The organism is Burkholderia sp. Bp9143 (assembly GCF_003853645.1).
Taxonomy (GTDB): Bacteria; Pseudomonadota; Gammaproteobacteria; order Burkholderiales; family Burkholderiaceae; genus Burkholderia.
The window spans coordinates 232477-252531 of sequence record NZ_QTPO01000002.1; the positions used below are offsets into that span (position 1 = coordinate 232477).

Sequence of the window (20055 nt, forward strand, 5' to 3'; positions counted from 1 at the left end):
GTCATGCCTTCTGTTGTGTGTGTTGCACGAGCTTCGCCGGCACGCCGCCGATCGAACCCGCGCCCATCGTGATCACCACGTCGCCGTTCAGCGCGACCTTGGCCAGTGCGTCCGGCACGTCGTCGACCGTCGCGACGAACACCGGGTCAACCTTCCCCACCGCGCGCAGCGCACGCGACAGCGCGTCGCCGTTGGCCGTCGCGATCGCCGCCTCGCCCGCGGCATAGACTTCCGTCAGCACCAGCGCGTCGACCGTCGACAGCACGTTGACGAAGTCGTCGAAGCAGTCGCGCGTGCGCGTGTAGCGATGCGGCTGGAACGCCAGCACGAGGCGGCGGCCCGGGAACGCACCGCGCGCGGCCGCGATCGTCGCGGCCATCTCGACCGGGTGGTGGCCGTAATCGTCGATCAGCGTGTACTGGCCGCCGTCCGCGCTCGGCACCTCGCCGTAGCGCTGGAAGCGCCGGCCGACGCCGTTGAATTCCGCCAGCGCCAGCTGGATCGCGTCGTCCGCCACGCCGAGATCGGTCGCGATCGCGATCGCCGCGAGCGCGTTCTGCACGTTGTGCAGGCCCGGCAGGTTCAGCACCACCGCCAGCGGCGCACGACCTTCGCGGATCACCGTGAAGTGCATGCGGCCGTCGCGTGCGTCGATGTCTTCCGCGCGCACCTGCGCGTCCGGCGACAGCCCGTAGCGCACGACCGGCTTCGAGATGAACGGGATGATCTGCCGCACGTTCGGATCGTCGACGCACACCACCGCGCTGCCGTAAAACGGCAGGCGCTGAGTGAATTCGATGAACGCCTGCTTGAGCCGCGCGAAATCGTGGCCGTAGGTATCCATGTGATCGGCATCGATGTTCGTGATGACTTCGATCACCGGATACAGGTTCAGGAACGACGCGTCCGACTCGTCGGCCTCGGCGACGATGAAATCGCCCGTGCCGAGCCGCGCGTTCGCGCCGGCGCTGATCAGCCGGCCGCCGATCACGAAGGTCGGATCGAGGCCGCCCGCCGCGAGCACGCTCGCGACGAGGCTCGTCGTCGTGGTCTTGCCGTGCGTGCCGGCAATCGCGATCCCCTGCTTCAGGCGCATGAGTTCCGCGAGCATCACCGCGCGCTGCACGATCGGCACGCGCTGGTGGCGCGCGGCCAGCACTTCGGGGTTGTCCGAGCGCACGGCCGTCGACACGACGACCGCGTTCGCACCCTCGATGTTCGCCGCGTCGTGGCCGATCGCGATCCGCGCGCCGAGCGCCTCGAGACGGTCGGTCACCGCGTTGCGCGACAAGTCGGAGCCGCTGACCTCGTAGCCGAGGTTGACGAGCACCTCGGCGATGCCGCTCATGCCCGCGCCGCCGATCCCGACGAAATGAATATGTTTGACGATGTGTTTCATTGCAGTTGTTCCAGGTTCGCGCCGGCCACCTTCGCGCAGACACGCGCGACTTCGTCGGTGGCCTCGGGCTTCGCCAGCGCTCGCGAACGCTCCGCCATGTCCGCGAGCGATGCCCGCGACTGGCCGTGCAGCCAGTCGGCAAGCAGATCCGCCGACAGGTCGCGTTGTTGCACCAGCACCGCCGCGCCCGCATCGGCGAGGAACGCGGCGTTGGTCGTCTGGTGATCGTCGACTGCGTACGGGAACGGCACGAACAGCGCTGCCACGCCCACCGCCGCGATCTCCGACACCGTCATCGCGCCGGAGCGGCAGATCACGAGATCCGCCGCTGCGTACGCGGTCGCCATGTCGTCGATGAACGGCACGAGCCGTACGTCGTCGTCGCCCGCGAAACCGGCCGCTTCGTAATTCGCCTTCAGCGCGTCGATGTGCTTCGCGCCGGCCTGGTGCACGACGCGCGGGCGCTCGCCCGGCGCCAGCAGCGCCAGCGCGCGCGGCACGACTTCGTTCAGCGCGGCGGCGCCGAGACTGCCGCCGACGACCAGCACGTTCAGCGGGCCGCTGCGCGATGCATAGCGTGCTTTGGGCGTTTCCGTGCGCGCAAGTTCCGCGCGAATCGGGTTGCCGGTCCATTCCGCGTGCGGCAACGCACCGGGGAACGCGACGAGCACGCGCTTCGCGAACTTCGCGAGCACCTTGTTCGCGAGACCGGCGATCGAATTCTGTTCGTGCAGCACGAGCGGACGGCCCGACAGCGCGGTCATCACGCCCGCCGGGAACGTGATGTAGCCGCCCATCCCGAGCACGACGTCCGGCCGCACGCGGCGCAGCGCGCCGAGGCTTTGCCAGCAAGCCCGCAGCAGGTTGAACGGCAGCGTCAGCTTGGTCTTCAGGCCCTTGCCGCGCAGTCCGCCGAAGCGCACGTATTCCATCGGAATGCCGTGCTTCGGCACGAGCGTCGCTTCCATCCCGGCCGGATTGCCGAGCCATACGACGCGCCAGCCCGCCGCTTCCATCCGGTGCGCGACCGCGAGCCCCGGGAACACGTGGCCCCCGGTGCCGCCTGCCATCACCATCAGCGTGCGTCGCGACGCGGTCATACCTTTCCTCCGCGCATCAATACGCGATTTTCATAGTCGACCCGCAGCAGCACCGCGAGCGCGACACAATTCAGCAGGATGCCCGAGCCGCCGTAGCTCACGAGCGGCAGCGTCAGGCCCTTGGTCGGCAGCAGGCCGAGGTTCACGCCCATGTTGATGAACGTCTGCGCGCCGAACCAGATACCGATGCCCTTCGCCATCAGACCCGCGAACGTACGGTCGAGCGCGAGCGCCTGGCGACCGATCTCGAACGCGCGGCGCACGATCCAGTAGAACAGCAGGATCACGACCAGCACGCCGACGAAGCCGAGTTCCTCGCCGATCACGGCGAGGATGAAGTCGGTATGCGCTTCGGGCAGGTAGTTCAGCTTCTCGACGCTGCCGCCGAGACCGACGCCGAACCATTCGCCGCGGCCGAACGCGATCAGCGAGTGCGTGAGCTGGTATGCCTTGCCCTGCGCATAGCGTTCGTCCCACGGATCGAGATACGCGAAGATCCGCTCGCGACGCCACGGCGACAGCCATACGAGCATCGTGAAGGTGCCGACCGCCGTCGCGACCAGACCGCCGAACAGCTTGCCGTTCACGCCGCCGAGGAACAGCACGCCCATCGCGATCGCGGCGACCACCATGAACGCGCCCATGTCCGGCTCGAGCAGCAGCAGCGCGCCGACGAGACCGACCGCGAACGCCATCGGCAGGAAGCCCTTCGCGAAGCTCTGCATGTACTCCTGCTTGCGCACCGTGTAGTTCGCCGCGTAGATCGTCACCGCGAGCTTCATGATTTCCGACGGCTGCATGTTCGTGATGCCGAGCGGAATCCAGCGGCGCGCGCCGTTCACGCCCTTGCCGACGTGCGGGATCAGCACGATCACGAGGCCGACCAGCGCGATCAGAAAGAGATGCGGCGCGTATTTGTCCCAGATAGATACAGGCACCCGGAACGCGATCACCGCCGCGATGAACGCAACGACGAGCGATACACAGTGGCGCATCAGAAACGCGTAATCGTGATACGACGCGTATTTAGGCGAATCGGGCATCGCGATCGATGCCGAATACACCATCACGACGCCGAGTCCGAGCAGCGCGATGGCGACCCACAGCAGCGAGTAGTCGAAGTCGAGCATCCGCGAGCGGCTCGGCCGCACCCCGTTGACGACGCTCGCGAGGCCGCCGGTCGCGGCGCGCGTGGCGGACGCGACGCGGCCGCCGGCGGCGTTGCCGCCGGTGTCGCGCCGGTCGTTGAAACGGGAGACGAGGCGATCGGACCAGCTCATGGCGTCGCTCCTTTATCGATGGCGACTTCATCCACCGCCGCGCGGAACACATCCGCGCGATGGGCGTAGTTCCTGAACATGTCGAGGCTCGCGCACGCGGGCGACAGCAGCACTGCATCGCCCGGCTCGGCGAGCTCGGCGGCGGCACGCACCGCGCCTTCGAGCGTCGTGTGGTCGGCGAGCGGCACGCCGGTTTCGGCGAGCGTGTCGCGAATCGCCGGCGCGTCGCGGCCGATCAGCATCACCGCGCGGCACCAGCGCGCGACCGGCGCGACCAGCGGCGCGAAATCCTGACCCTTGCCGTCGCCGCCGGCGATCAGCACGATCTTCTGCGCAAGCCCGTCGAGCGCGGCCACCGTCGCGCCGACGTTCGTTCCCTTGCTGTCGTCGACGTAGTCCACGTCGTCAATCGTCGCGATCACTTCGACGCGATGCGCTTCGCCGCGATATTCGCGCAGCGCGTGCAGCAGCGGCGCGGCCGGCAGGTCGATCGCACGTGCGAGCGCAAACGCGGCCAGCGCGTTCGCCGCGTTGTGCAGCCCACGGATGCGCAGCGCGTCGACCGGCATCAGGCGCTTCTGCGTGATGTCGGGCGTATGCGCGCCATCGCGCTTGCGCCGGCGGGTCGTCGTCTCGTCCGGGGCGTCACGGTCGACCGCCTCGACCAGCCACGCGATGCCGTTGTCGCGCGACAGCCCGTAGTCGCCGTCCTGCGCCGGTTCATTCAGGCCGAACGTGACCGTGCGCGCCGCATCGGCCGCGCCAGCGGCCGGCGCGAACTTCATCACGGCCGCATCGTCGCGGTTGAGCACGCGCGTGGTGGTCGCGCCGAAGATCCGGCCCTTCGCCGCCGCATACGCGTCGAAGCTGCCGTGCCAGTCGAGGTGATCCTGCGTGATATTGAGAACGGCCGCCGCGTCGGGCGCGAACGAGCGCGCCGTCTCGAGCTGGAAGCTCGACAGTTCGAGCACCCAGACGTCGGGCAGCGCCGTCTCGTCGATCGCGGCCGCGAGCCGGTCGAGCATCGCCGGGCTGATGTTGCCGGCGACGGCGACCCTCTTGCCCGAACGCTGGCACAGCAGGCCCGTGAGGCTCGTCGTCGTGGTCTTGCCGTTGGTGCCGGTGATCGCGAGCACCTTCGGCTGATAGCCGCTCGTGCCGAGCGCGCGCAGCGCCTGCGCGAAGAATTCCAGTTCGCCCCACACAGCGATCGCGCGCTCGTTCGCGGTCGCGATCAGCGCCGCCAGTGCCGGTTCGAGCGGCGACAGGCCGGGGCTCAGCCCGACGATCTCGACGCCACCGTCGAGCAGCGCGGGCGTGAACGGCCCGCCGACGAACTCCGCATCGATGCCTTCGGCCTGCAGCGCGGCAAGGTTCGGCGGCGCCTCGCGGGTATCGGCAATACGCAGCCGGCACCCGTGCCTCGCGCACCACCGCGCGATCGCGAGACCCGATTCACCGAGCCCCAGTACGAGCACCATCGGCCGCTGCCGATCTCCAAACATCTCGCCAGACATCCTTGTTACCTTTCCTTTACCGCAATTTGAGGGTGGACAGACCGAACAGGCACAGCATCAGCGTGATAATCCAGAAACGCACCACCACCTGCGTTTCCTTCCAGCCGGACAATTCGAAATGGTGATGCAGCGGCGCCATCTTCAGCAGGCGCCGCCCCTCGCCGTAACGCTTCTTCGTGTACTTGAACCACGACACCTGCAGCATCACCGACAGCGTTTCCGCGACGAAGATGCCGCCCATGATGAACAGCACGATCTCCTGGCGCACGATCACCGCGACCGTGCCGAGCGCGCCGCCGAGCGCCAGCGCGCCGACGTCGCCCATGAACACCTGCGCGGGGTGCGTGTTGTACCAGAGGAACGCGAGCCCTGCCCCGCCCATCGCGGAACAGAAGATCAGCAGTTCACCGGCGCCCGGGATGTGCGGGAACAGCAGGTATTTCGAATAGACCGAACTGCCCATCACGTACGCGAACACGCCGAGCGAGCCGCCGACCAGCACGACCGGCATGATCACGAGGCCGTCGAGACCGTCGGTCAGGTTGACCGCGTTGCTCGCGCCGACGATCACGAAGTAGGTCAGCACGATGAAGCCCCAGACGCCCAGCGGGTAGCTGATCGATTTCAGGAACGGCAGCATCAGGTCGGCCCGCGCGGGCAGCCCCATCGACAGGCCGCTGCGCACCCACGCCATGAACAGGTCGAACACGCGCACGTTGTTCGCCTCGGACACGCTGAATGCGAGGTAGACCGCCGCGAACAGGCCGATCACCGACTGCCAGAAATACTTTTCGCGCGACGACATCCCGCGCGGGTCCTTGTAGACGACCTTGCGGTAGTCATCGACCCAACCGATCACGCCGAAGCCGAACGTGACGAGCATCACGATCCAGATGAAACGGTTCGTCAGGTCGCCCCACAGCAGCGTCGCGACCGCGATGCCGATCAGGATCAGCACGCCGCCCATCGTCGGCGTACCGGACTTGACGAGATGGCTCTGCGGGCCGTCCTTGCGCACGGCCTGCCCGACCTTCATTTGCGTCAGCTTGCGGATCACCCACGGTCCGCACACGAGCCCGATCCCGAGCGCGGTGATGGTAGCCATCACCGCACGGAACGTCAGGTACGTGAACAAGCGCAAAAAGCTTGCGTCTCCTTGCAGCCATTGCGCCAGCGCCAGCAGCATGCTTCCTTCCTTCTACTCAGTGTGCAGCGGGCACCGTGCCCGCCGCGGGTTGGTTCGTCAGCGCGTCGACCACGCGCTCCATCTTCATGTACCGCGAGCCCTTCACGAGCACCGTCGCCCGCGCGCCATAACCCGCCGCGAGCAGCGCCGTTACCAGCGCGCCGACGTCGCCGAAATGGCGCGCCGTGTCGCCGTACGCCGTACACGCGTCGCGCGACGCATCGCCGAGCGCGAACAGCGCATCGATGCCGCGCTCGCGCGCATACGCACCGATCTCCCGGTGGAATGCCGGGCCTTCGTCGCCGACCTCGCCCATGTCGCCGATCACCAGCACGCGCGGCGCCGGTTGTGCGGCCAGCACGTCGATCGCCGCACGCATCGAATCGGGGTTCGCGTTGTAGGTGTCGTCGACGACCGTCGCACCCGCGAGGCTGCCGACGTCCGCCCGCCGAACCTGCAAACGGCCCTTGACCGGCTCGAACGATTCGAGGCCCTGCTTGATCGCGGCCAGCTCGATGCCGGCAGCGAGCGCCGCGGCCGTTGCCGCCAATGCGTTGCGTGCGTTGTGCTCGCCGAGCGCGCGCAACCGCACCGTCACTGCGCCGGACGGTGTGTCGATCGCAAGCTCGCCGCCGTTCAGACGGCCCGTGACCTGCGCTTCGACCTGCCGTTCGGCGTCGTGCAGCGCGAAATCGAGAATCCGGTTGCCGGTCGCCGCGACGCGCCAGATACCGGCGTACGCATCGTCGGCCGGAAACACCGCGACGCCGTCCGGCGTCAGCGCGTGGATCACGGCCGCGTGTTCGAGCGCGACGGCTTCGACCGTCGCCATGAATTCCTGGTGCTCGCGCTGCGCGTTGTTGACCAGCGCGACGGTCGGCGCCGCGAGGCGCGCGAGGATTTCGGTCTCGCCCGGATGGTTCATCCCGAGCTCGATCACCGCGACGCGATGCGCGCCCGACAGGCGCAGCAGCGTCAGCGGCACGCCGATGTCGTTGTTCAGGTTGCCGGCCGTCGCCAGCCGCGCGTCGGCGCCGACTGCCGCCGCAAGGATCGACGCGATCATTTCCTTGACGGTCGTCTTGCCGTTGCTGCCCGTGACCGCGACGAGCGGCACCGCGAAGCGCTTGCGCCAGCCGTGCGCAAGTGCGACGAGCGCGGCACGCGTTTCGCCGCCCTCGACAACCGGCATCGCGAGGCCCGCAGGCACGTGCGCGACGAGCGCTGCGGCTACGCCGCGCGCCGCCACGTCGCCGAGGAAGTCGTGCGCGTCGAAGCGCTCGCCCTTCAGCGCGACGAACAGGTCGCCCGGACCGGCCGTGCGGCTGTCCGTCGACACGCGCTCGAACGTGACGTCCGGATCGCCGTGGACGGTGGCGCCAGGAATCAGGCGGGCGGCTTCGCCGAGACTGAGCATCGTCATTCGCCGCCTCCCTTGCCATGCGTCGCGCGTGCCGCGAGCGCGAGCCGGGCGTGATCCTGATCCGAGAACGTGCGCTTCTTGCCCATGATTTCCTGCGTTGCCTCGTGCCCCTTGCCGGCCAGCACGACGACATCCTCGCGGGCGGCTCCGCGCACGGCCTGCAGGATCGCGCTCGCGCGATCCTCGATGCGGCGCGCGCAATCGGGCGCGGTCATGCCCGCGATGACTTGATCGATGATGCGCTGCGGATCTTCGCTGCGCGGGTTGTCGCTCGTGACGACGACTTCGTCGGCAAGCCGCTCGGCGATCGCCCCCATCAGCGGGCGCTTCGTCGCATCACGATCGCCGCCGCAGCCGAACATGCATACGAGGCGGCCGCCGCGCGCCGCAGCGATCGGGCGCAGCGCGTCGAGCGTCTTTTCGAGCGCATCGGGCGTGTGCGCATAGTCGATCACGACCAGCGGTTCGTCGTTCTGCAGCCGGCCGCCAAGGCGCTGCATGCGGCCGTTGACGGACTCGAGCCGTGCGATCTCCGCGACCGCCGCGTCGAACGGCAGGTCGACCGCGAGCAGCGAGCCGAGCACCGCGAGCAGGTTGCTGACGTTGAACGCGCCGAGCGTGCCGACCTCGACGTCCGCATCGCCCCACGACGAGCGCAGGCGAAATGCCGTGCCCGTGGCGGTCGCGCGCACGTCGAGCGCGACCAGCTCGCGATCGGCGTCGGGCGCCTGCGCGTCGCCGATCCCGTATGCGATCGTGCGCACACGGCCGGCCAGCTTCTCGAGCAGGCGGCGGCCGGCTGCGTCGTCGCGATTGACGACCGCCGCGCGCAGGCCGCGCCAGGCGAACAGCTTCACCTTCGCGGCTTCGTACGCGTCGAACGTGCCGTGATAGTCGAGGTGATCCCGCGTGAGGTTCGTGAAGACGGCAATGTCGAATGCCGTGCCGTTCACGCGCCCCTGATGCAGCGCGTGCGACGACACTTCCATTGCGACGGCCTTCGCGCCCGCGTCGTGCAGTTGCGCGAGGCTGCGCTGCAGTTGCGGCGCGTCCGGCGTCGTGAAGCCGGTCGGCACCAGCCGCCCCAGCATGCCGCTGCCGAGCGTGCCGATCAGCGCGCACGGCTGGTGCAGCGCCGTCAGCGCGGCAGCGATCCATTGCGTGCACGACGTCTTGCCGTTCGTACCGGTCACGCCGATGGCGAGCAGGCTGTCGCTCGGGTCGCCGTACCAGCCGCTGGCGATCTCGCCGGCCAGCTGATCGAGCGCCGGCACCGCGAGTGCGACGGGTACGGCCGGTGCGGCCACGAGGCCTTCCGGCTGATACAGCACGGCGGCCGCGCCGCGGGCGACGGCATCGGAAATGAAGGCGCGATTGTCTGCCCCGTCGACCGCATAACCAAGAAACACATCGCCAGCCTGCAGGCTGCGCGTGTCCGCATGCAGTTGCGCCGCGGGGGCCACGTGCTGGCGCAGCCACGCAAGCGCGGCCGCGATCTGCTGATGCGCCGGATGGGAACTGCGAGCGGCGCTCATCGAACAACTCCTGGTGAATTACGTGTCGTGCTGGATACGATCATATGCTTCGCACCGCCGCCCGCGGCGAGCTTTTGCGGGCCCGGCTTGGCGGGCGCGCCCGGCGCGTCGTCGGACACGACGAGCTGCTTGATCGGCATGTTCGGCGGCACGTTCAGCGCGCGCATCGTATCGCCCGCGATCGCCGAGAATACGGGGCCCGACACCTGGCCGCCGAAGTGGCTGCCGGCAGTCGGTTCGTCGACCGACACCGCAACGACGATGCGCGGGTTCGGCATCGGTGCCATCCCGACGAACGACGCGCGGTACTTGCGCGTGTAGCCGTGGCCTTCGTGCTTGTACGCGGTGCCGCTCTTGCCGCCGACGCGATAACCCGGCACGGCGGCGTCGGGCGACGTGCCGCCCGGCGCGACCACGGTCTCGAGCATCGCGCGCACTTCGCGCGCGGTGGTCGGGTTGAACACCTGCGTACCCACGACCGGCTGGTTGGGGTCGGTCTTGAAAATGGTCACAGGCATCAGCTCGCCGTCATGCGCGATCGCCGTGTATGCGCGCGCGAGCTGGAACAGCGACACCGACAGGCCATAGCCGTACGACATCGTCGCCTGCTCGATGCGACGCCAGCTCTTCCACGGACGCAGGCGGCCGGCCACCGCGCCCGGGAACCCGACCTTCGGCGCCTGGCCGAGGCCGATGCTCGTATACATATTCCACATTTCCTCGGGCCGCATCGTCATCGCGATCTTCGTCGCGCCGATGTTGCTCGACTTCTGGATCACGCCGCCGACCGTCAGCGTGCCGAACCCCGCGTCGTCGGTGATCGGCGCGCCGTCGAGCACGAAATGCCCGTTGCCGGTCTCGACGAGCGTGTTCGGCGTCACGCGGTGCAGGTCGAGCGCGAGCGACACCGTGAACGGCTTCATGATCGAGCCCGGCTCGAACACGTCGGTCATGATCCGGTTGCGCAACTGCTCGCCCGTCATGCGCGAGCGGTCGTTCGGGTTGTAGGTCGGATAGTTGACCAGCGCGAGCACCTCGCCGGTACGCACGTCGACGACCATCGCCGCGCCAGCCTTCGCCTTGAACTTCTCGACGGCGGCCTTCAGGTTCGCATACGCGATGTACTGGATCTTGCTGTCGATCGACAGGCCGACGTCCGTCCCGTTGTGCGGCGGGATTTGTTCGGCGACGTCCTCGACGATGTGCCCCATCCGGTCCTTGATCACGCGGCGCACGCCGGACGTGCCGGACAGCATCTTCTGGTCGCCGAGCTCGACGCCCTCCTGCCCTTCGTCCTCGACGTTCGTGAAGCCGATCAGGTGCGCGGTGATCTCGCCTTCCGGATAGAAGCGCTTGTATTCGTTGCGCTGATAGATACCGGGAATGTCGAGCGCGGCGACCTTGTCCGCGATGTCGATCGGCACCTGGCGCTTCACATAGACAAAACCCTTGTCTTCCGACAGCTTCACGCGCAGTTCCTTCTGCGTCATGCCGAGGAGCTTGCCGAGCTGGTTGACCTTGTCCGCGCCGAGATCGTCCGGCACGGCGTCCGGAATCGCCCAGATCGCGCGCACGGGCAGGCTCGTCGCGAGCACGAGCCCGTTACGGTCGAGGATCTTGCCGCGCGTGGCCGGCAGCTCGATCGTGCGCTGATAGCGGCTTTCGCCCTGCTTCTGATAGAACGCGTTGCCGGGCCCCTGAATCCAGAACGCCCGCGCGGCCAGCGCGACGAACGCCATGAACAGCAGGAACACGACGAGTTTCGAGCGCCACATCGGCAGATGCACGCCGAGCACGGGGCTCGACGAGAACTTCACGTCCTGGCGCTTTTGCGACGGCTTCATCGCGCGCCTCCGCTGCCCTTGGTGGCCGTGTCGGCCGAAGCGGGAATCGGCGCGTCGATCGCCTTCACGGCGCCCGGTGGCAGCGTCAGGTATTGGGTGCGGCCCGTCGTGATCGGCTGCATCTTCAGCGAGTCGTTCGCGAGTTGCTCGATGCGCGACGTCTTCGATAGCGCGCTCTGCTGATATTGAAGCTGCGCGTAGTCCTGCTGGAGCTGACGCTCCTGCGACTGCGCGCGCTGCAGCTGGATGAAGATCTGGCGCTGCTGGTTCGTCGAGTTGACGACCGACAGCGCGCAGCCCATCACGATGATCAGCAGGAAGATATTGAAGCGGCTCATGGCGTGACGCGCTCCGCGATGCGCATCACAGCCGACCGGGCGCGCGGATTCGCGGCGACTTCCGCTTCGCTCGGAAACTGACGGCTGATTATCTTGAGCGGCGGGCTCGGGAGGTCGACGGCACGGATCGGCAGGCGACGATCGACCGCAGGCGCACTCGCGTGCGCCTGCATGAATCGTTTGACGATCCGGTCCTCGAGTGAATGAAAGCTGATGACCACCAGCCGCCCCCCTTGCTCCAGCAACGACAGTGCCGCGTCTAGTACGACTTGCAGGTCCGCAAGCTCTTGATTGACGTGAATCCGTATAGCCTGAAAGGTGCGGGTTGCCGGATCCTTGCCCTTCTCACGGGTTTTGACGACGTTACCCACGATTTGGGCAAGCTCGCCCGTGGTGTCGAGAGGCCCAAGACGGTCGGACTCTGCCCGGCGAGCAACAAGCGCCTTTGCAATCTGAAAAGCAAACCGTTCTTCCCCATAATCCCGTATCACCTCCGTCAATTCCTGCACCGAAGCCCGCGCGAGCCACTCGGCCGCCGACTCGCCACGCGTCGGATCCATTCGCATGTCCAGTGGGCCATCCGCGCGAAAGCTGAAGCCGCGCGCCGGATCGTCCACCTGTGGCGAGGACACGCCCAGGTCCAGCAACACACCCGACACCTTCTCGACGCCGCGCGCCGCAAGCGCGTCGCGCATCGATGCAAAGCTGTCATGCACGATCGAGAAGCGCGCATCCTCGATGCGCTGCGCCGTCTCGATCGCCCTCGGATCCTTGTCGAACGCGATCAGCCGGCCGGCCGGCGCCAGCCGCGCGAGCACCGCGCGGCTATGACCGCCGCGCCCGAACGTGCCGTCGACATAAATGCCGTCCGGCCGCGTCACGAGCGAATCGACCGCTTCGTCCAACAGCACGGTCCGATGTTGCAATTCGTTTCCCATCGCGGGCGTCTCCGTCACCGCAATCAGAACGTAAAGTTCTTCAGCGCGTCGGGCATGCCCTGCGCCATCGCTGCCTGCTCCTTCGCGATGTAGGTCTGTGAATCCCACAGCTCGAAGTGACTACCCATTCCCAACAACATGACTTCCTTTTCGAGTCCGGCCGCCATCCGCAGCTCGGGCGATACGAGAATCCGGCCCGCGCTGTCGAGATCGACATCCATCGCATTGCCGAGAAAAATCCGCCGCCACCAATGTGCATCCATCGGCAGCGCGGCGATCTTGGCGCGGAATACCTCCCATTCGGGGCGCGGAAACAGCAACAGGCAGCCGTCCGGGTGCTTGGTCACAGTCACCCGTCCTTCTGCCTGTCCTTGCAGCGCTTCGCGATAGCGAGCCGGCACCGACATCCGCCCTTTCGCATCGAGCGTCAGCGCCGACGCCCCTTGGAACACTTTCCGCTCTCCCGTTCAGGGCACCGAAGCACCCGCTCAACGCTCAAGAATTTAGCCGGAATAGCCCGCTAAATCACACAAAAATACACTTTCTCACACTGTCTCCCACTTTAGAGGAAGGGTTTGGCACGGTCAAGGGAGCGGCCCGGTTTTTTGACGAATTTTGTTAGTTAGAACAAGGACTTACGCGCACATGCTCATGGGACCCCTCATTCCAAAAATCGTTATAAATGAATGAGCTAGTGCAACTTGTGAAGGTGATACGTGAGAAAGGCGGGCCAGACTGGCGTGCGGACGGGGCTTTCGGGGGCGGGAAAACGCGGAAAAAACGGGCGGTATCGGGGACGGCGAACCGGGGCGGCGTCGCGTGTCGCCCCGGCCCGAATGTCAGAGATAGTACGCAGTGTTCGTCATGACTTTCGACGCGGCGCGCATCAGCATCCGTGCGGGCAGCGGCAGTTCGATCCCGCCGGCGTCGGTCGCGGCCTTGCCGTGCTTCACCTCGTCGAGCCGCATCTGCTCGACGATCGCGCGCGACGCCGTGTCGGTCGCCGGCAGTTCGGAGAGGTGTCCGTCGAGGTGGCTCTCGACCTGACGCTCCGTCTCCGCCATGAACCCAAGGCTGACCTTGTCGCCCAGCGTTCCGGCCACGACGCCGATCGCGAGCGCGCCAGCGTACCACAGCGGGTTGAGCAGGCTCGGACGCGAATCGAGTTCCTTCAGCCGATGCGCGGTCCACGCCAGGTGATCCTCCTCCTCGCGCGCGGCTTCCTCGAACATCGCCTTCGACGACGACGAGCGCGCGGTCAGCTTCTGCGCCTGATAAAGCGCCTGTGCACAGACCTCGCCGACGTGGTTCACGCGCATCAGCCCGGCGGCATGCGTGCGCTCGGCGGGCGTCAATTCGCCGGCCGGCGGCTCCGCCGGCACGGGCACCGGGCGGCTCATCCGGCTAATGCCGGTCAGCGATCGCAAGCCGCGATCGAATTCGCTGATCAGTTCATCCAACACCATCCTGTTCTCCTGGCTGCGTGTGCTGCCGCGAGCGGCAAAGGCACGTGCTCCGCTGCGTAACCGACTTGATTATTCAGCGGAAATTGCGGTTAACCCGTGATTTTAACCATTGTTGCATAAAGGAAACATGGCGACCTTGAGCCACGGCATTTTGCTTTGTCCGAAAAATCGGTTTTGCTACATTACGTGCGACTTCTTGCGAAGTTGATGGGGCCCGTCACCACAACATAACTATCCGCCCCGCCAAAAAAATTCAGTGATTCTTGGAGATCCGTTAATGAAAAAGTCGCTTCTCGCGCTCGTCGCGCTGGGCGCGTTTGCTGGCGCAGCCCATGCGCAAAGCAGCGTGACGCTTTACGGCATCATCGACGAAGGCTTCATCTTCAACAACAACGCCAAGGGCGGCCATCTGTACGGTCTGGCAAGCGGCGTGATGCAAGGCAGCCGCTTCGGCCTGCGCGGCACCGAAGATCTGGGCAGCGGCCTGAAGGCGATCTTCGTGCTCGAGAACGGTTTTGACGTCAACTCCGGCAAGCTCGGCCAAGGCGGCCTGATGTTCGGCCGCCAGGCTTACGTCGGCCTGTCGAGCCAGTACGGTACGGTCACGCTGGGTCGCCAGTACGACTCCGTCGTCGACTTCGTTGGCCCGCTCGAGGCAGGCGACCAGTGGGGCGGCTACATCGCCGCTCACCCGGGCGACCTCGACAACTTCAACAACGCGTACCGTGTGAACAACGCGGTCAAGTACATGAGCCCGAGCTACGGCGGCTTCACGTTCGGCGGCATGTACAGCTTCGGTGGCCAGGCCGGCCAGTTCTCGAAGAACCAGGTCTGGTCGCTCGGCGCCGGTTACAACAACGGCCCGCTGGTGTTGGGTGTCGGCTACTTGAACGCACGCACGCCGGCGAACTTCGGCGGCATGTTCAACACGGGCGCGTCGGCTGCTGCGACGGCTGTGTCGTCACCCGTCTACGGCGCCTATGCGAACAGCGCGAACACGTACCAGGTCATCGGCGCGGGCGGCGCATACACGTTCGGCGCGGCAACGATCGGCGCGACGTACTCGAACACGAAGTTCAAGGGCTTCTCGGTGGGTCCGTTCGTGAACCAGACCGCGACGTTCAACAACGGCGAAATCAACTTCAAGTATCAGCTGACCCCTGCGCTGATCGTCGGCGCAGCGTACGACTACACGCAAGGCAGCAAGATCGACGGCAACTCGGCAGCCAAGTACCACCAAGGCTCGCTGGGCGTCGATTACTTCCTGTCGAAGCGCACTGACGTCTACGTGATCGGCGTGTATCAGCATGCGTCGGGCAACGCGCTCAACGCGGCAGGCGACGTCGTTCAGGCACATGCTTCGATCAACGGTCTCGATCCGTCGACGACCAGCAACCAGGTCGCAGCGCGCGTCGGCATCCGTCACAAGTTCTAATCAGCTTGCCTGACAAGCCGCAGCATATTGAAGGCGCCTTCGGGCGCCTTTTTCTTTTTGGGGCCGGGAAGTGGTGAGCGGTGAGCTGGATGGTCGGTGCACACCGCATTCACGGATGCGTACCGTTCGCGGTGCCCCATCGACCCGCACGCTATTGCCGGCTGCCCGCGGCTTGCACCGAGGTGCCGCGCCATTCGACACGGGCAGCCCGGCCGAGACGTTCCGTCGACGCGCCGCGCCGGGTCGAACGTGCATCGTTCCGGCGAAAGCCAAATGGTGCGCCGCAACTCCGATGCCGGCACCACAAACAAAAAAGCCCGGCACAGGCCGGGCTCGTTCGTTCGACTTCGGTGTTACGCGCGTCCGTCGCGCAGTTCGCGCCGCAGGATCTTGCCGACGTTCGTCTTCGGCAGTTCCGTGCGGAACTCGACGAGTTTCGGCCGCTTGTAGCCGGTGAGCCGCTCCTTGCAGTACGCGAGGATGTCCTTGTCGGTCAGTGCCGGGTCCTTCTTCACGACGAACAGCTTCACGGCTTCTCCCGAGTGCTCGTCCGGAACGCCGACCGCTGCCACCTCGAACACGCCCGGGTGCGACGCCACCACGTCCTCGACCTCGTTCGGATACACGTTGAAACCGGATACCAGGATCATGTCCTTCTTCCGGTCGACGATCTTCACGTAACCGCGCGCGTCCATCACGCCGACGTCGCCGGTCTTGAAGAAACCGTCCGGGAACATGACCTTCGCGGTTTCGTCCGGACGGTTCCAGTAGCCGGCCATGACCTGCGGCCCGCGGATGCAGATCTCGCCCGGTTCGCCGAGCGCGACGTCGTTGCCGGCGTCGTCGCGGATGGCAACTTCAGTCGATGGCAGCGGCAGGCCGATCGTCCCGCTATATTCAGTCGCAGTCACCGGGTTGCAGGTCGCAACCGGCGACGTTTCGGACAGGCCATACCCTTCGACGATCGCCGTATGGGTCTTCTCATACCAGCGCTTCGCGACGCCTTCCTGGATCGCCATGCCGCCGCCGTTGGCGATCACGAGCTTCGACAGGTCGAGCAGGTTGAATTCGGGATGGTTCAGCAGTGCGTTGTACAGCGTGTTGACCGCCGGAATCGTCGAGATCTGATAACCCTTCAGTTCCTTGATCATGCCGCCAATGTCGCGCGGATTCGGAATCAGGATGCCCATGCCGCCCGTGCGCATCGTCAGGAAGCCGCAGACCGTCAGCGCGAACACGTGATAGAGGGGCAGCGCGACAACCGTCACGAACTGCTTCACGTCGGGGTACTTCTCGTGCGCGGGATGGTGCCACGCACCGGCCTGCAGCACGTTCGACACGATGTTCCGGTGCAGCAGCGTCGCGCCCTTCGCGACGCCCGTCGTCCCGCCCGTGTACTGGAGGAACGCGACGTCGTCGGGGCCGAGCTTCTGCGGCGTGAAGGTCTGCCGCGCCCCTTCCGACAGCGCGGCCTTGAAGCGCGTGAACGACGGAAGCTGCCAGGCCGGCACCATCTTCTTCACGTTGCGCACGACGCAATTGACGAGCCAGCCCTTGATGCCCAGCAGGTCCCCCATCGACGCGACCACGACATGCTTGACGGCGGTATTGGCGATGACGGCCTGCAGCGTCGACGCGAAATTCTCGAGGATGACGATCGCCTCCGCCCCGCTGTCCTTCAGCTGATGTTCAAGCTCGCGCGGCGTATAGAGCGGATTGACGTTGACGACGGTGTAGCCCGCGCGGAGCACCGCAACGATCGCCACCGGGTACTGCAGCACGTTCGGCATCATGAGCGCGACGCGCGCGCCGCGCTTCAGGCCGCGCGACTGCAGCCACGCGCCGAACTGGCGCGACAGCACATCGAGTTCGCCGTATGTGATGCTCTTGCCCATGCAGACGAACGCGTTGCGGTCGCGATACTGCTTGAAGCTTTCGTCGAGAAGATCCGGGATGGAAGGATACGGGGACGCGTCAATTTCGGCTGGAACGCCGGGTGGGTACGATTTCAGCCAAATTTTGTCCATACTACGCGTCTCCTCACAGATTTTCGAATGGTCGTGCTAAAACGCATCGTAGCGGCTCGCCCCTTCCGAGACAACAGGGTTAGATGCCCAATTCGAACTTTCGAATAAATTCGTCTGATCATATTCGGAAGTTCGGTCAAATGCGCTCAACTTCTACCAGACAATCGTAAAACGTCGCCGAATTGCCGAGATCGGTGAGCGCCTGGCTCGTCACTTCGTTCGCGTTGCGCCCGTCCGCCGACAGTTTCTTCCACCAGATCGACAGCCCTACGACGAGCCCCGCCCGCGCGCGATCAGTCACTCTTGCAACCGCCTGCATCGATCCGCGGTCGTTGAAGATGCGTACGACGTCGCACTCCCCGATGCCGCGCGCATCGGCGTCGGCCGGGTGAATGTCGAGGTGCGGCTGGCCTTCCGTGCTGCGCAGGCTGTCCACGTTGACGAACGTGCTGTTCAGGAAATGCCGGGCCGGCGGTGAAATCATCGCAAGCGGATAGCGGGCGGCGAGCTCGGGCGCGGCCTCCGCCGACTCGAACGGCGGCAGGTAATCGGGCAACGGATCCATGCCCATCTGCTCGAGTCGCGCGCTGTAGAACTCGCATTTGCCGGACGGTGTGCGGAAGCCGCCATTCGCGAAAGGCGCGTCCGCCACCTTGAGCTTCAGCCAGCCGGCACGCTTCAACGTCTCCCAGTCGCTGTCGAGCGCCGGATCGTCCCAACGGAACGCCGCCTGCGCGACCTCTTCGTCGCTGTGATAAAGCGCGGGCTCCTCGAGCCCCATGCTGCGCGCAATGCCGCGAAAGATGTCGGTATTCGGCCGTGCGTCGCCGACCGGCGGAATCGCCGGCAGATTCGCCATCACGTAGGTGTGACCGTACGACTTGTGGACGTCGAGATGCTCGAGCTGCGTCGTGGCCGGCAACACAATGTCGGCGAAATCGACCGTATCTGTCTTGAAGTGCTCGAGAACGACCGTGAACAGGTCTTCGCGCGCGAATCCTGCGGCGACTTTTGACGAGTCGGGTGCGACCGCGACCGGATTCGAGTTGTAGACGATCACGGCTTCGACCTTCGGCCCGAAAGTCGCGTCGCCCGGATGCTGCAGCGCATCGCCGATCGCATTCATGTTGACGATGCGCGGCAGTTTGTGCGGCCAGCCGGGCATCAGATCGGGGCGCAGCAGCGCCGCCTGATTGACCGGTGCGGATTCCGACGACGAGAGCAGCAGCCCGCCGGCCCGATCGCGCCACGCGCCCGTCAGCGCAGGCAGGCTCGCAATCGCGCGCACGGCATTGCCGCCGCCGCGCACGCGCTGCATTCCGTAATTGAGGCGGATCGATGCCTTGCGAGTCGCGCCGTAACGACGTGCGAGTTCGATCAGTTCCGACGCGTCGATGCCGCAGATCTGCGCGACACGCTCCGGCGGATAAGACAGGGCTCGCGCCTTGAGCGCATCGAAGCCGAGCGTATGACGCGCGACATAGTCATGATCGAGCAGATCTTCGGTGATCAACACATGCATCATGCCGAGCGCGAACGCCCCATCGGTGCCCGGTTTCAATGCGATGTGCTGATGGCATTTCTCTGCCGTCAGCGAGCGGTACGGATCGATTGCGACGAGACGGGCGCCGCGACGCTTGGCTTCCTGCGCGCGGGTCCAGAAATGCAGGCTGGATGCGATCGGATTGGCACCCCAGATCAGGATCAGCTCGCTTTCCTCGAAATGCTCGAGATGCATGCCGACGCTTCCGCCATACGTATAGCGCAGCCCTGCCGCACCGGCCGCGGCGCAGATTGCCCGCTCGAGTCGGGACGCACCGAGTTTATGGAAGAACCGCTGCGCAATGCCTTCGCCTTGCACGAGCCCCATCGTTCCCGCATAGCTGTACGGCACGATCGCCTCCGGCGCGCGCGCGGCGATTTCCCCGAGACGACGACCGATCTCCTCGAATGCCTCGCTCCAGCTGATCGGCACGAAGCGCCCCTCCCCCTTCGCGCCGACGCGCTTGAGGGGAACTGTGAGCCGGTCGGGATGGTGAACGCGGTCGGCGTATCGGCTGACTTTCGTACACAACACGCCTTGCGTGGGCGGATGATCGGGATCGCCCGTGACCTTGATCGCCCGGCCGTTTTCGACTGTCACGTGCATGGCGCACGTGTCCGGACAATCGTGCGGGCAAACGGCCCGAGCTATCTGAGTGGCGGCATTCATTGTTCTGGATGCTGCTGGGGTGGAGATTCGCAAATTTTACGTGGACGGGCCGAATAGGGCTGCATTTCGCACGAATTTCTCGCCTATTGGCGAAACAGCGGTAATGACGGATGACGAATATCGACACGGGACCCGCTTCGAAAGGCCGGCGCGACGATCGAGGTATGGAGTGGGTATGAAAGCGGGGGTACGCGCGTTGCGGCTTGAGCAGAAAACGGAGGCGATTCGCGTGTCCGAGACCGCGTTTTCCGTCGCCCAAATGCAAAAACCCCCGCCTGTTCGGGCGGGGGTTTCTGGCTTAGGGAGCCTGACGATTACCTACTTTCACACGGGAATCCGCACTATCATCGGCGTA

The 20055-nt window shown here is 65.9% G+C and carries 16 protein-coding genes; 2 read left to right on the forward strand and 14 right to left on the reverse strand.

From position 1 onward, the window contains the following. Nucleotide 1: 1 nt before the first annotated feature. From murC to coq7, 12 genes are all read right to left on the reverse strand, one after another. Nucleotides 2-1399 carry a UDP-N-acetylmuramate--L-alanine ligase gene (gene murC / locus DIE23_RS02555; protein WP_124610653.1) on the reverse strand — a complete coding sequence of 466 codons (1398 nt, stop codon included), beginning with the start codon at nt 1397-1399 and terminating at the stop codon, nt 2-4. Next, nucleotides 1396-2499: an undecaprenyldiphospho-muramoylpentapeptide beta-N-acetylglucosaminyltransferase gene (murG, locus tag DIE23_RS02560; RefSeq protein ID WP_124610654.1), complete on the reverse strand. Its 1104-nt coding sequence runs from the start codon at nt 2497-2499 to the stop codon at nt 1396-1398. The genes murC and murG overlap by 4 nt, the downstream gene beginning before the upstream one ends. Next, nucleotides 2496-3779: a putative lipid II flippase FtsW gene (gene ftsW / locus DIE23_RS02565; protein WP_124610655.1), complete on the reverse strand. Its 1284-nt coding sequence runs from the start codon at nt 3777-3779 to the stop codon at nt 2496-2498. Before ftsW ends, murG begins: the two co-directional genes overlap by 4 nt. Then, nucleotides 3776-5284: a UDP-N-acetylmuramoyl-L-alanine--D-glutamate ligase gene (gene murD, locus DIE23_RS02570; RefSeq protein WP_124610656.1), complete on the reverse strand. Its 1509-nt coding sequence runs from the start codon at nt 5282-5284 to the stop codon at nt 3776-3778. The genes ftsW and murD overlap by 4 nt, the downstream gene beginning before the upstream one ends. A gap of 28 nt (nt 5285-5312) precedes the next feature. After that, nucleotides 5313-6482: a phospho-N-acetylmuramoyl-pentapeptide-transferase gene (gene mraY, locus DIE23_RS02575; RefSeq protein ID WP_006752439.1), complete on the reverse strand. Its 1170-nt coding sequence runs from the start codon at nt 6480-6482 to the stop codon at nt 5313-5315. Between the two features lie 16 nt (nt 6483-6498). Next, nucleotides 6499-7905 (reverse strand): UDP-N-acetylmuramoyl-tripeptide--D-alanyl-D-alanine ligase, encoded by a 1407-nt coding sequence (gene murF / locus DIE23_RS02580; RefSeq protein WP_124610657.1) that lies wholly within the window; start codon nt 7903-7905, stop codon nt 6499-6501. Next, complete coding sequence (locus DIE23_RS02585) at nt 7902-9440, reverse strand: UDP-N-acetylmuramoyl-L-alanyl-D-glutamate--2,6-diaminopimelate ligase (RefSeq protein WP_124610658.1); 1539 nt, start codon at nt 9438-9440, stop codon at nt 7902-7904. The genes murF and DIE23_RS02585 overlap by 4 nt, the downstream gene beginning before the upstream one ends. Then, nucleotides 9437-11284 (reverse strand): penicillin-binding protein 2, encoded by a 1848-nt coding sequence (locus tag DIE23_RS02590; RefSeq protein WP_124610659.1) that lies wholly within the window; start codon nt 11282-11284, stop codon nt 9437-9439. Before DIE23_RS02590 ends, DIE23_RS02585 begins: the two co-directional genes overlap by 4 nt. Further along, a complete protein-coding gene (gene ftsL / locus DIE23_RS02595) occupies nt 11281-11622 on the reverse strand; it encodes a cell division protein FtsL (RefSeq protein ID WP_124610660.1) in 342 nt (113 codons plus the stop codon). Before ftsL ends, DIE23_RS02590 begins: the two co-directional genes overlap by 4 nt. Continuing rightward, nucleotides 11619-12560, reverse strand: a complete 942-nt coding sequence (gene rsmH / locus DIE23_RS02600; protein ID WP_124610661.1) for a 16S rRNA (cytosine(1402)-N(4))-methyltransferase RsmH — start codon at nt 12558-12560, stop codon at nt 11619-11621. Before rsmH ends, ftsL begins: the two co-directional genes overlap by 4 nt. A 23-nt stretch (nt 12561-12583) precedes the next feature. Continuing rightward, nucleotides 12584-13012 carry a division/cell wall cluster transcriptional repressor MraZ gene (gene mraZ / locus DIE23_RS02605; protein ID WP_006400450.1) on the reverse strand — a complete coding sequence of 143 codons (429 nt, stop codon included), beginning with the start codon at nt 13010-13012 and terminating at the stop codon, nt 12584-12586. A gap of 387 nt (nt 13013-13399) precedes the next feature. Next, complete coding sequence (gene coq7, locus DIE23_RS02610; RefSeq protein ID WP_124610662.1) at nt 13400-14026, reverse strand: 2-polyprenyl-3-methyl-6-methoxy-1,4-benzoquinone monooxygenase; 627 nt, start codon at nt 14024-14026, stop codon at nt 13400-13402. Between the two features lie 277 nt (nt 14027-14303). Between coq7 and DIE23_RS02615 the strand changes: the two genes are divergently transcribed. Further along, nucleotides 14304-15461 (forward strand): porin, encoded by a 1158-nt coding sequence (locus DIE23_RS02615; RefSeq protein WP_124610663.1) that lies wholly within the window; start codon nt 14304-14306, stop codon nt 15459-15461. A 353-nt stretch (nt 15462-15814) separates the two neighbouring features. Here DIE23_RS02615 and DIE23_RS02620 read toward each other — a convergent pair whose 3' ends face one another. Together DIE23_RS02620 and DIE23_RS02625 are read right to left on the reverse strand one after the other, a co-directional pair. Further along, complete coding sequence (locus DIE23_RS02620) at nt 15815-17488, reverse strand: long-chain fatty acid--CoA ligase (RefSeq protein WP_124610664.1); 1674 nt, start codon at nt 17486-17488, stop codon at nt 15815-15817. A gap of 136 nt (nt 17489-17624) precedes the next feature. After that, complete coding sequence (locus tag DIE23_RS02625; RefSeq protein ID WP_124610665.1) at nt 17625-19700, reverse strand: molybdopterin-dependent oxidoreductase; 2076 nt, start codon at nt 19698-19700, stop codon at nt 17625-17627. Nucleotides 19701-19875: 175 nt separating this feature from the next. Here DIE23_RS02625 and DIE23_RS39860 point away from each other — a divergent pair. Further along, the coding region (locus tag DIE23_RS39860) for a hypothetical protein (RefSeq protein ID WP_221623338.1) at nt 19876-20055 on the forward strand (180 nt) is incomplete at its 3' end.

Excerpts from the sequence above, each read along its gene's own strand:
- murC (WP_124610653.1), bottom strand. The coding sequence starts at position 1,399 with ATGAAACACATCGTCAAACATATTCATTTCGTCGGGATCGGCGGCGCG.
- murG (WP_124610654.1), bottom strand. The coding sequence starts at position 2,499 with ATGACCGCGTCGCGACGCACGCTGATGGTGATGGCAGGCGGCACCGGG.
- ftsW (WP_124610655.1), bottom strand. The coding sequence starts at position 3,779 with ATGAGCTGGTCCGATCGCCTCGTCTCCCGTTTCAACGACCGGCGCGAC.
- murD (WP_124610656.1), bottom strand. The coding sequence starts at position 5,284 with ATGTTTGGAGATCGGCAGCGGCCGATGGTGCTCGTACTGGGGCTCGGT.
- mraY (WP_006752439.1), bottom strand. The coding sequence starts at position 6,482 with ATGCTGCTGGCGCTGGCGCAATGGCTGCAAGGAGACGCAAGCTTTTTG.
- murF (WP_124610657.1), bottom strand. The coding sequence starts at position 7,905 with ATGACGATGCTCAGTCTCGGCGAAGCCGCCCGCCTGATTCCTGGCGCC.
- DIE23_RS02585 (WP_124610658.1), bottom strand. The coding sequence starts at position 9,440 with ATGAGCGCCGCTCGCAGTTCCCATCCGGCGCATCAGCAGATCGCGGCC.
- DIE23_RS02590 (WP_124610659.1), bottom strand. The coding sequence starts at position 11,284 with ATGAAGCCGTCGCAAAAGCGCCAGGACGTGAAGTTCTCGTCGAGCCCC.
- ftsL (WP_124610660.1), bottom strand. The coding sequence starts at position 11,622 with ATGAGCCGCTTCAATATCTTCCTGCTGATCATCGTGATGGGCTGCGCG.
- rsmH (WP_124610661.1), bottom strand. The coding sequence starts at position 12,560 with ATGGGAAACGAATTGCAACATCGGACCGTGCTGTTGGACGAAGCGGTC.
- coq7 (WP_124610662.1), bottom strand. The coding sequence starts at position 14,026 with ATGGTGTTGGATGAACTGATCAGCGAATTCGATCGCGGCTTGCGATCG.
- DIE23_RS02615 (WP_124610663.1), top strand. The coding sequence starts at position 14,304 with ATGAAAAAGTCGCTTCTCGCGCTCGTCGCGCTGGGCGCGTTTGCTGGC.
- DIE23_RS02620 (WP_124610664.1), bottom strand. The coding sequence starts at position 17,488 with ATGGACAAAATTTGGCTGAAATCGTACCCACCCGGCGTTCCAGCCGAA.
- DIE23_RS02625 (WP_124610665.1), bottom strand. The coding sequence starts at position 19,700 with ATGAATGCCGCCACTCAGATAGCTCGGGCCGTTTGCCCGCACGATTGT.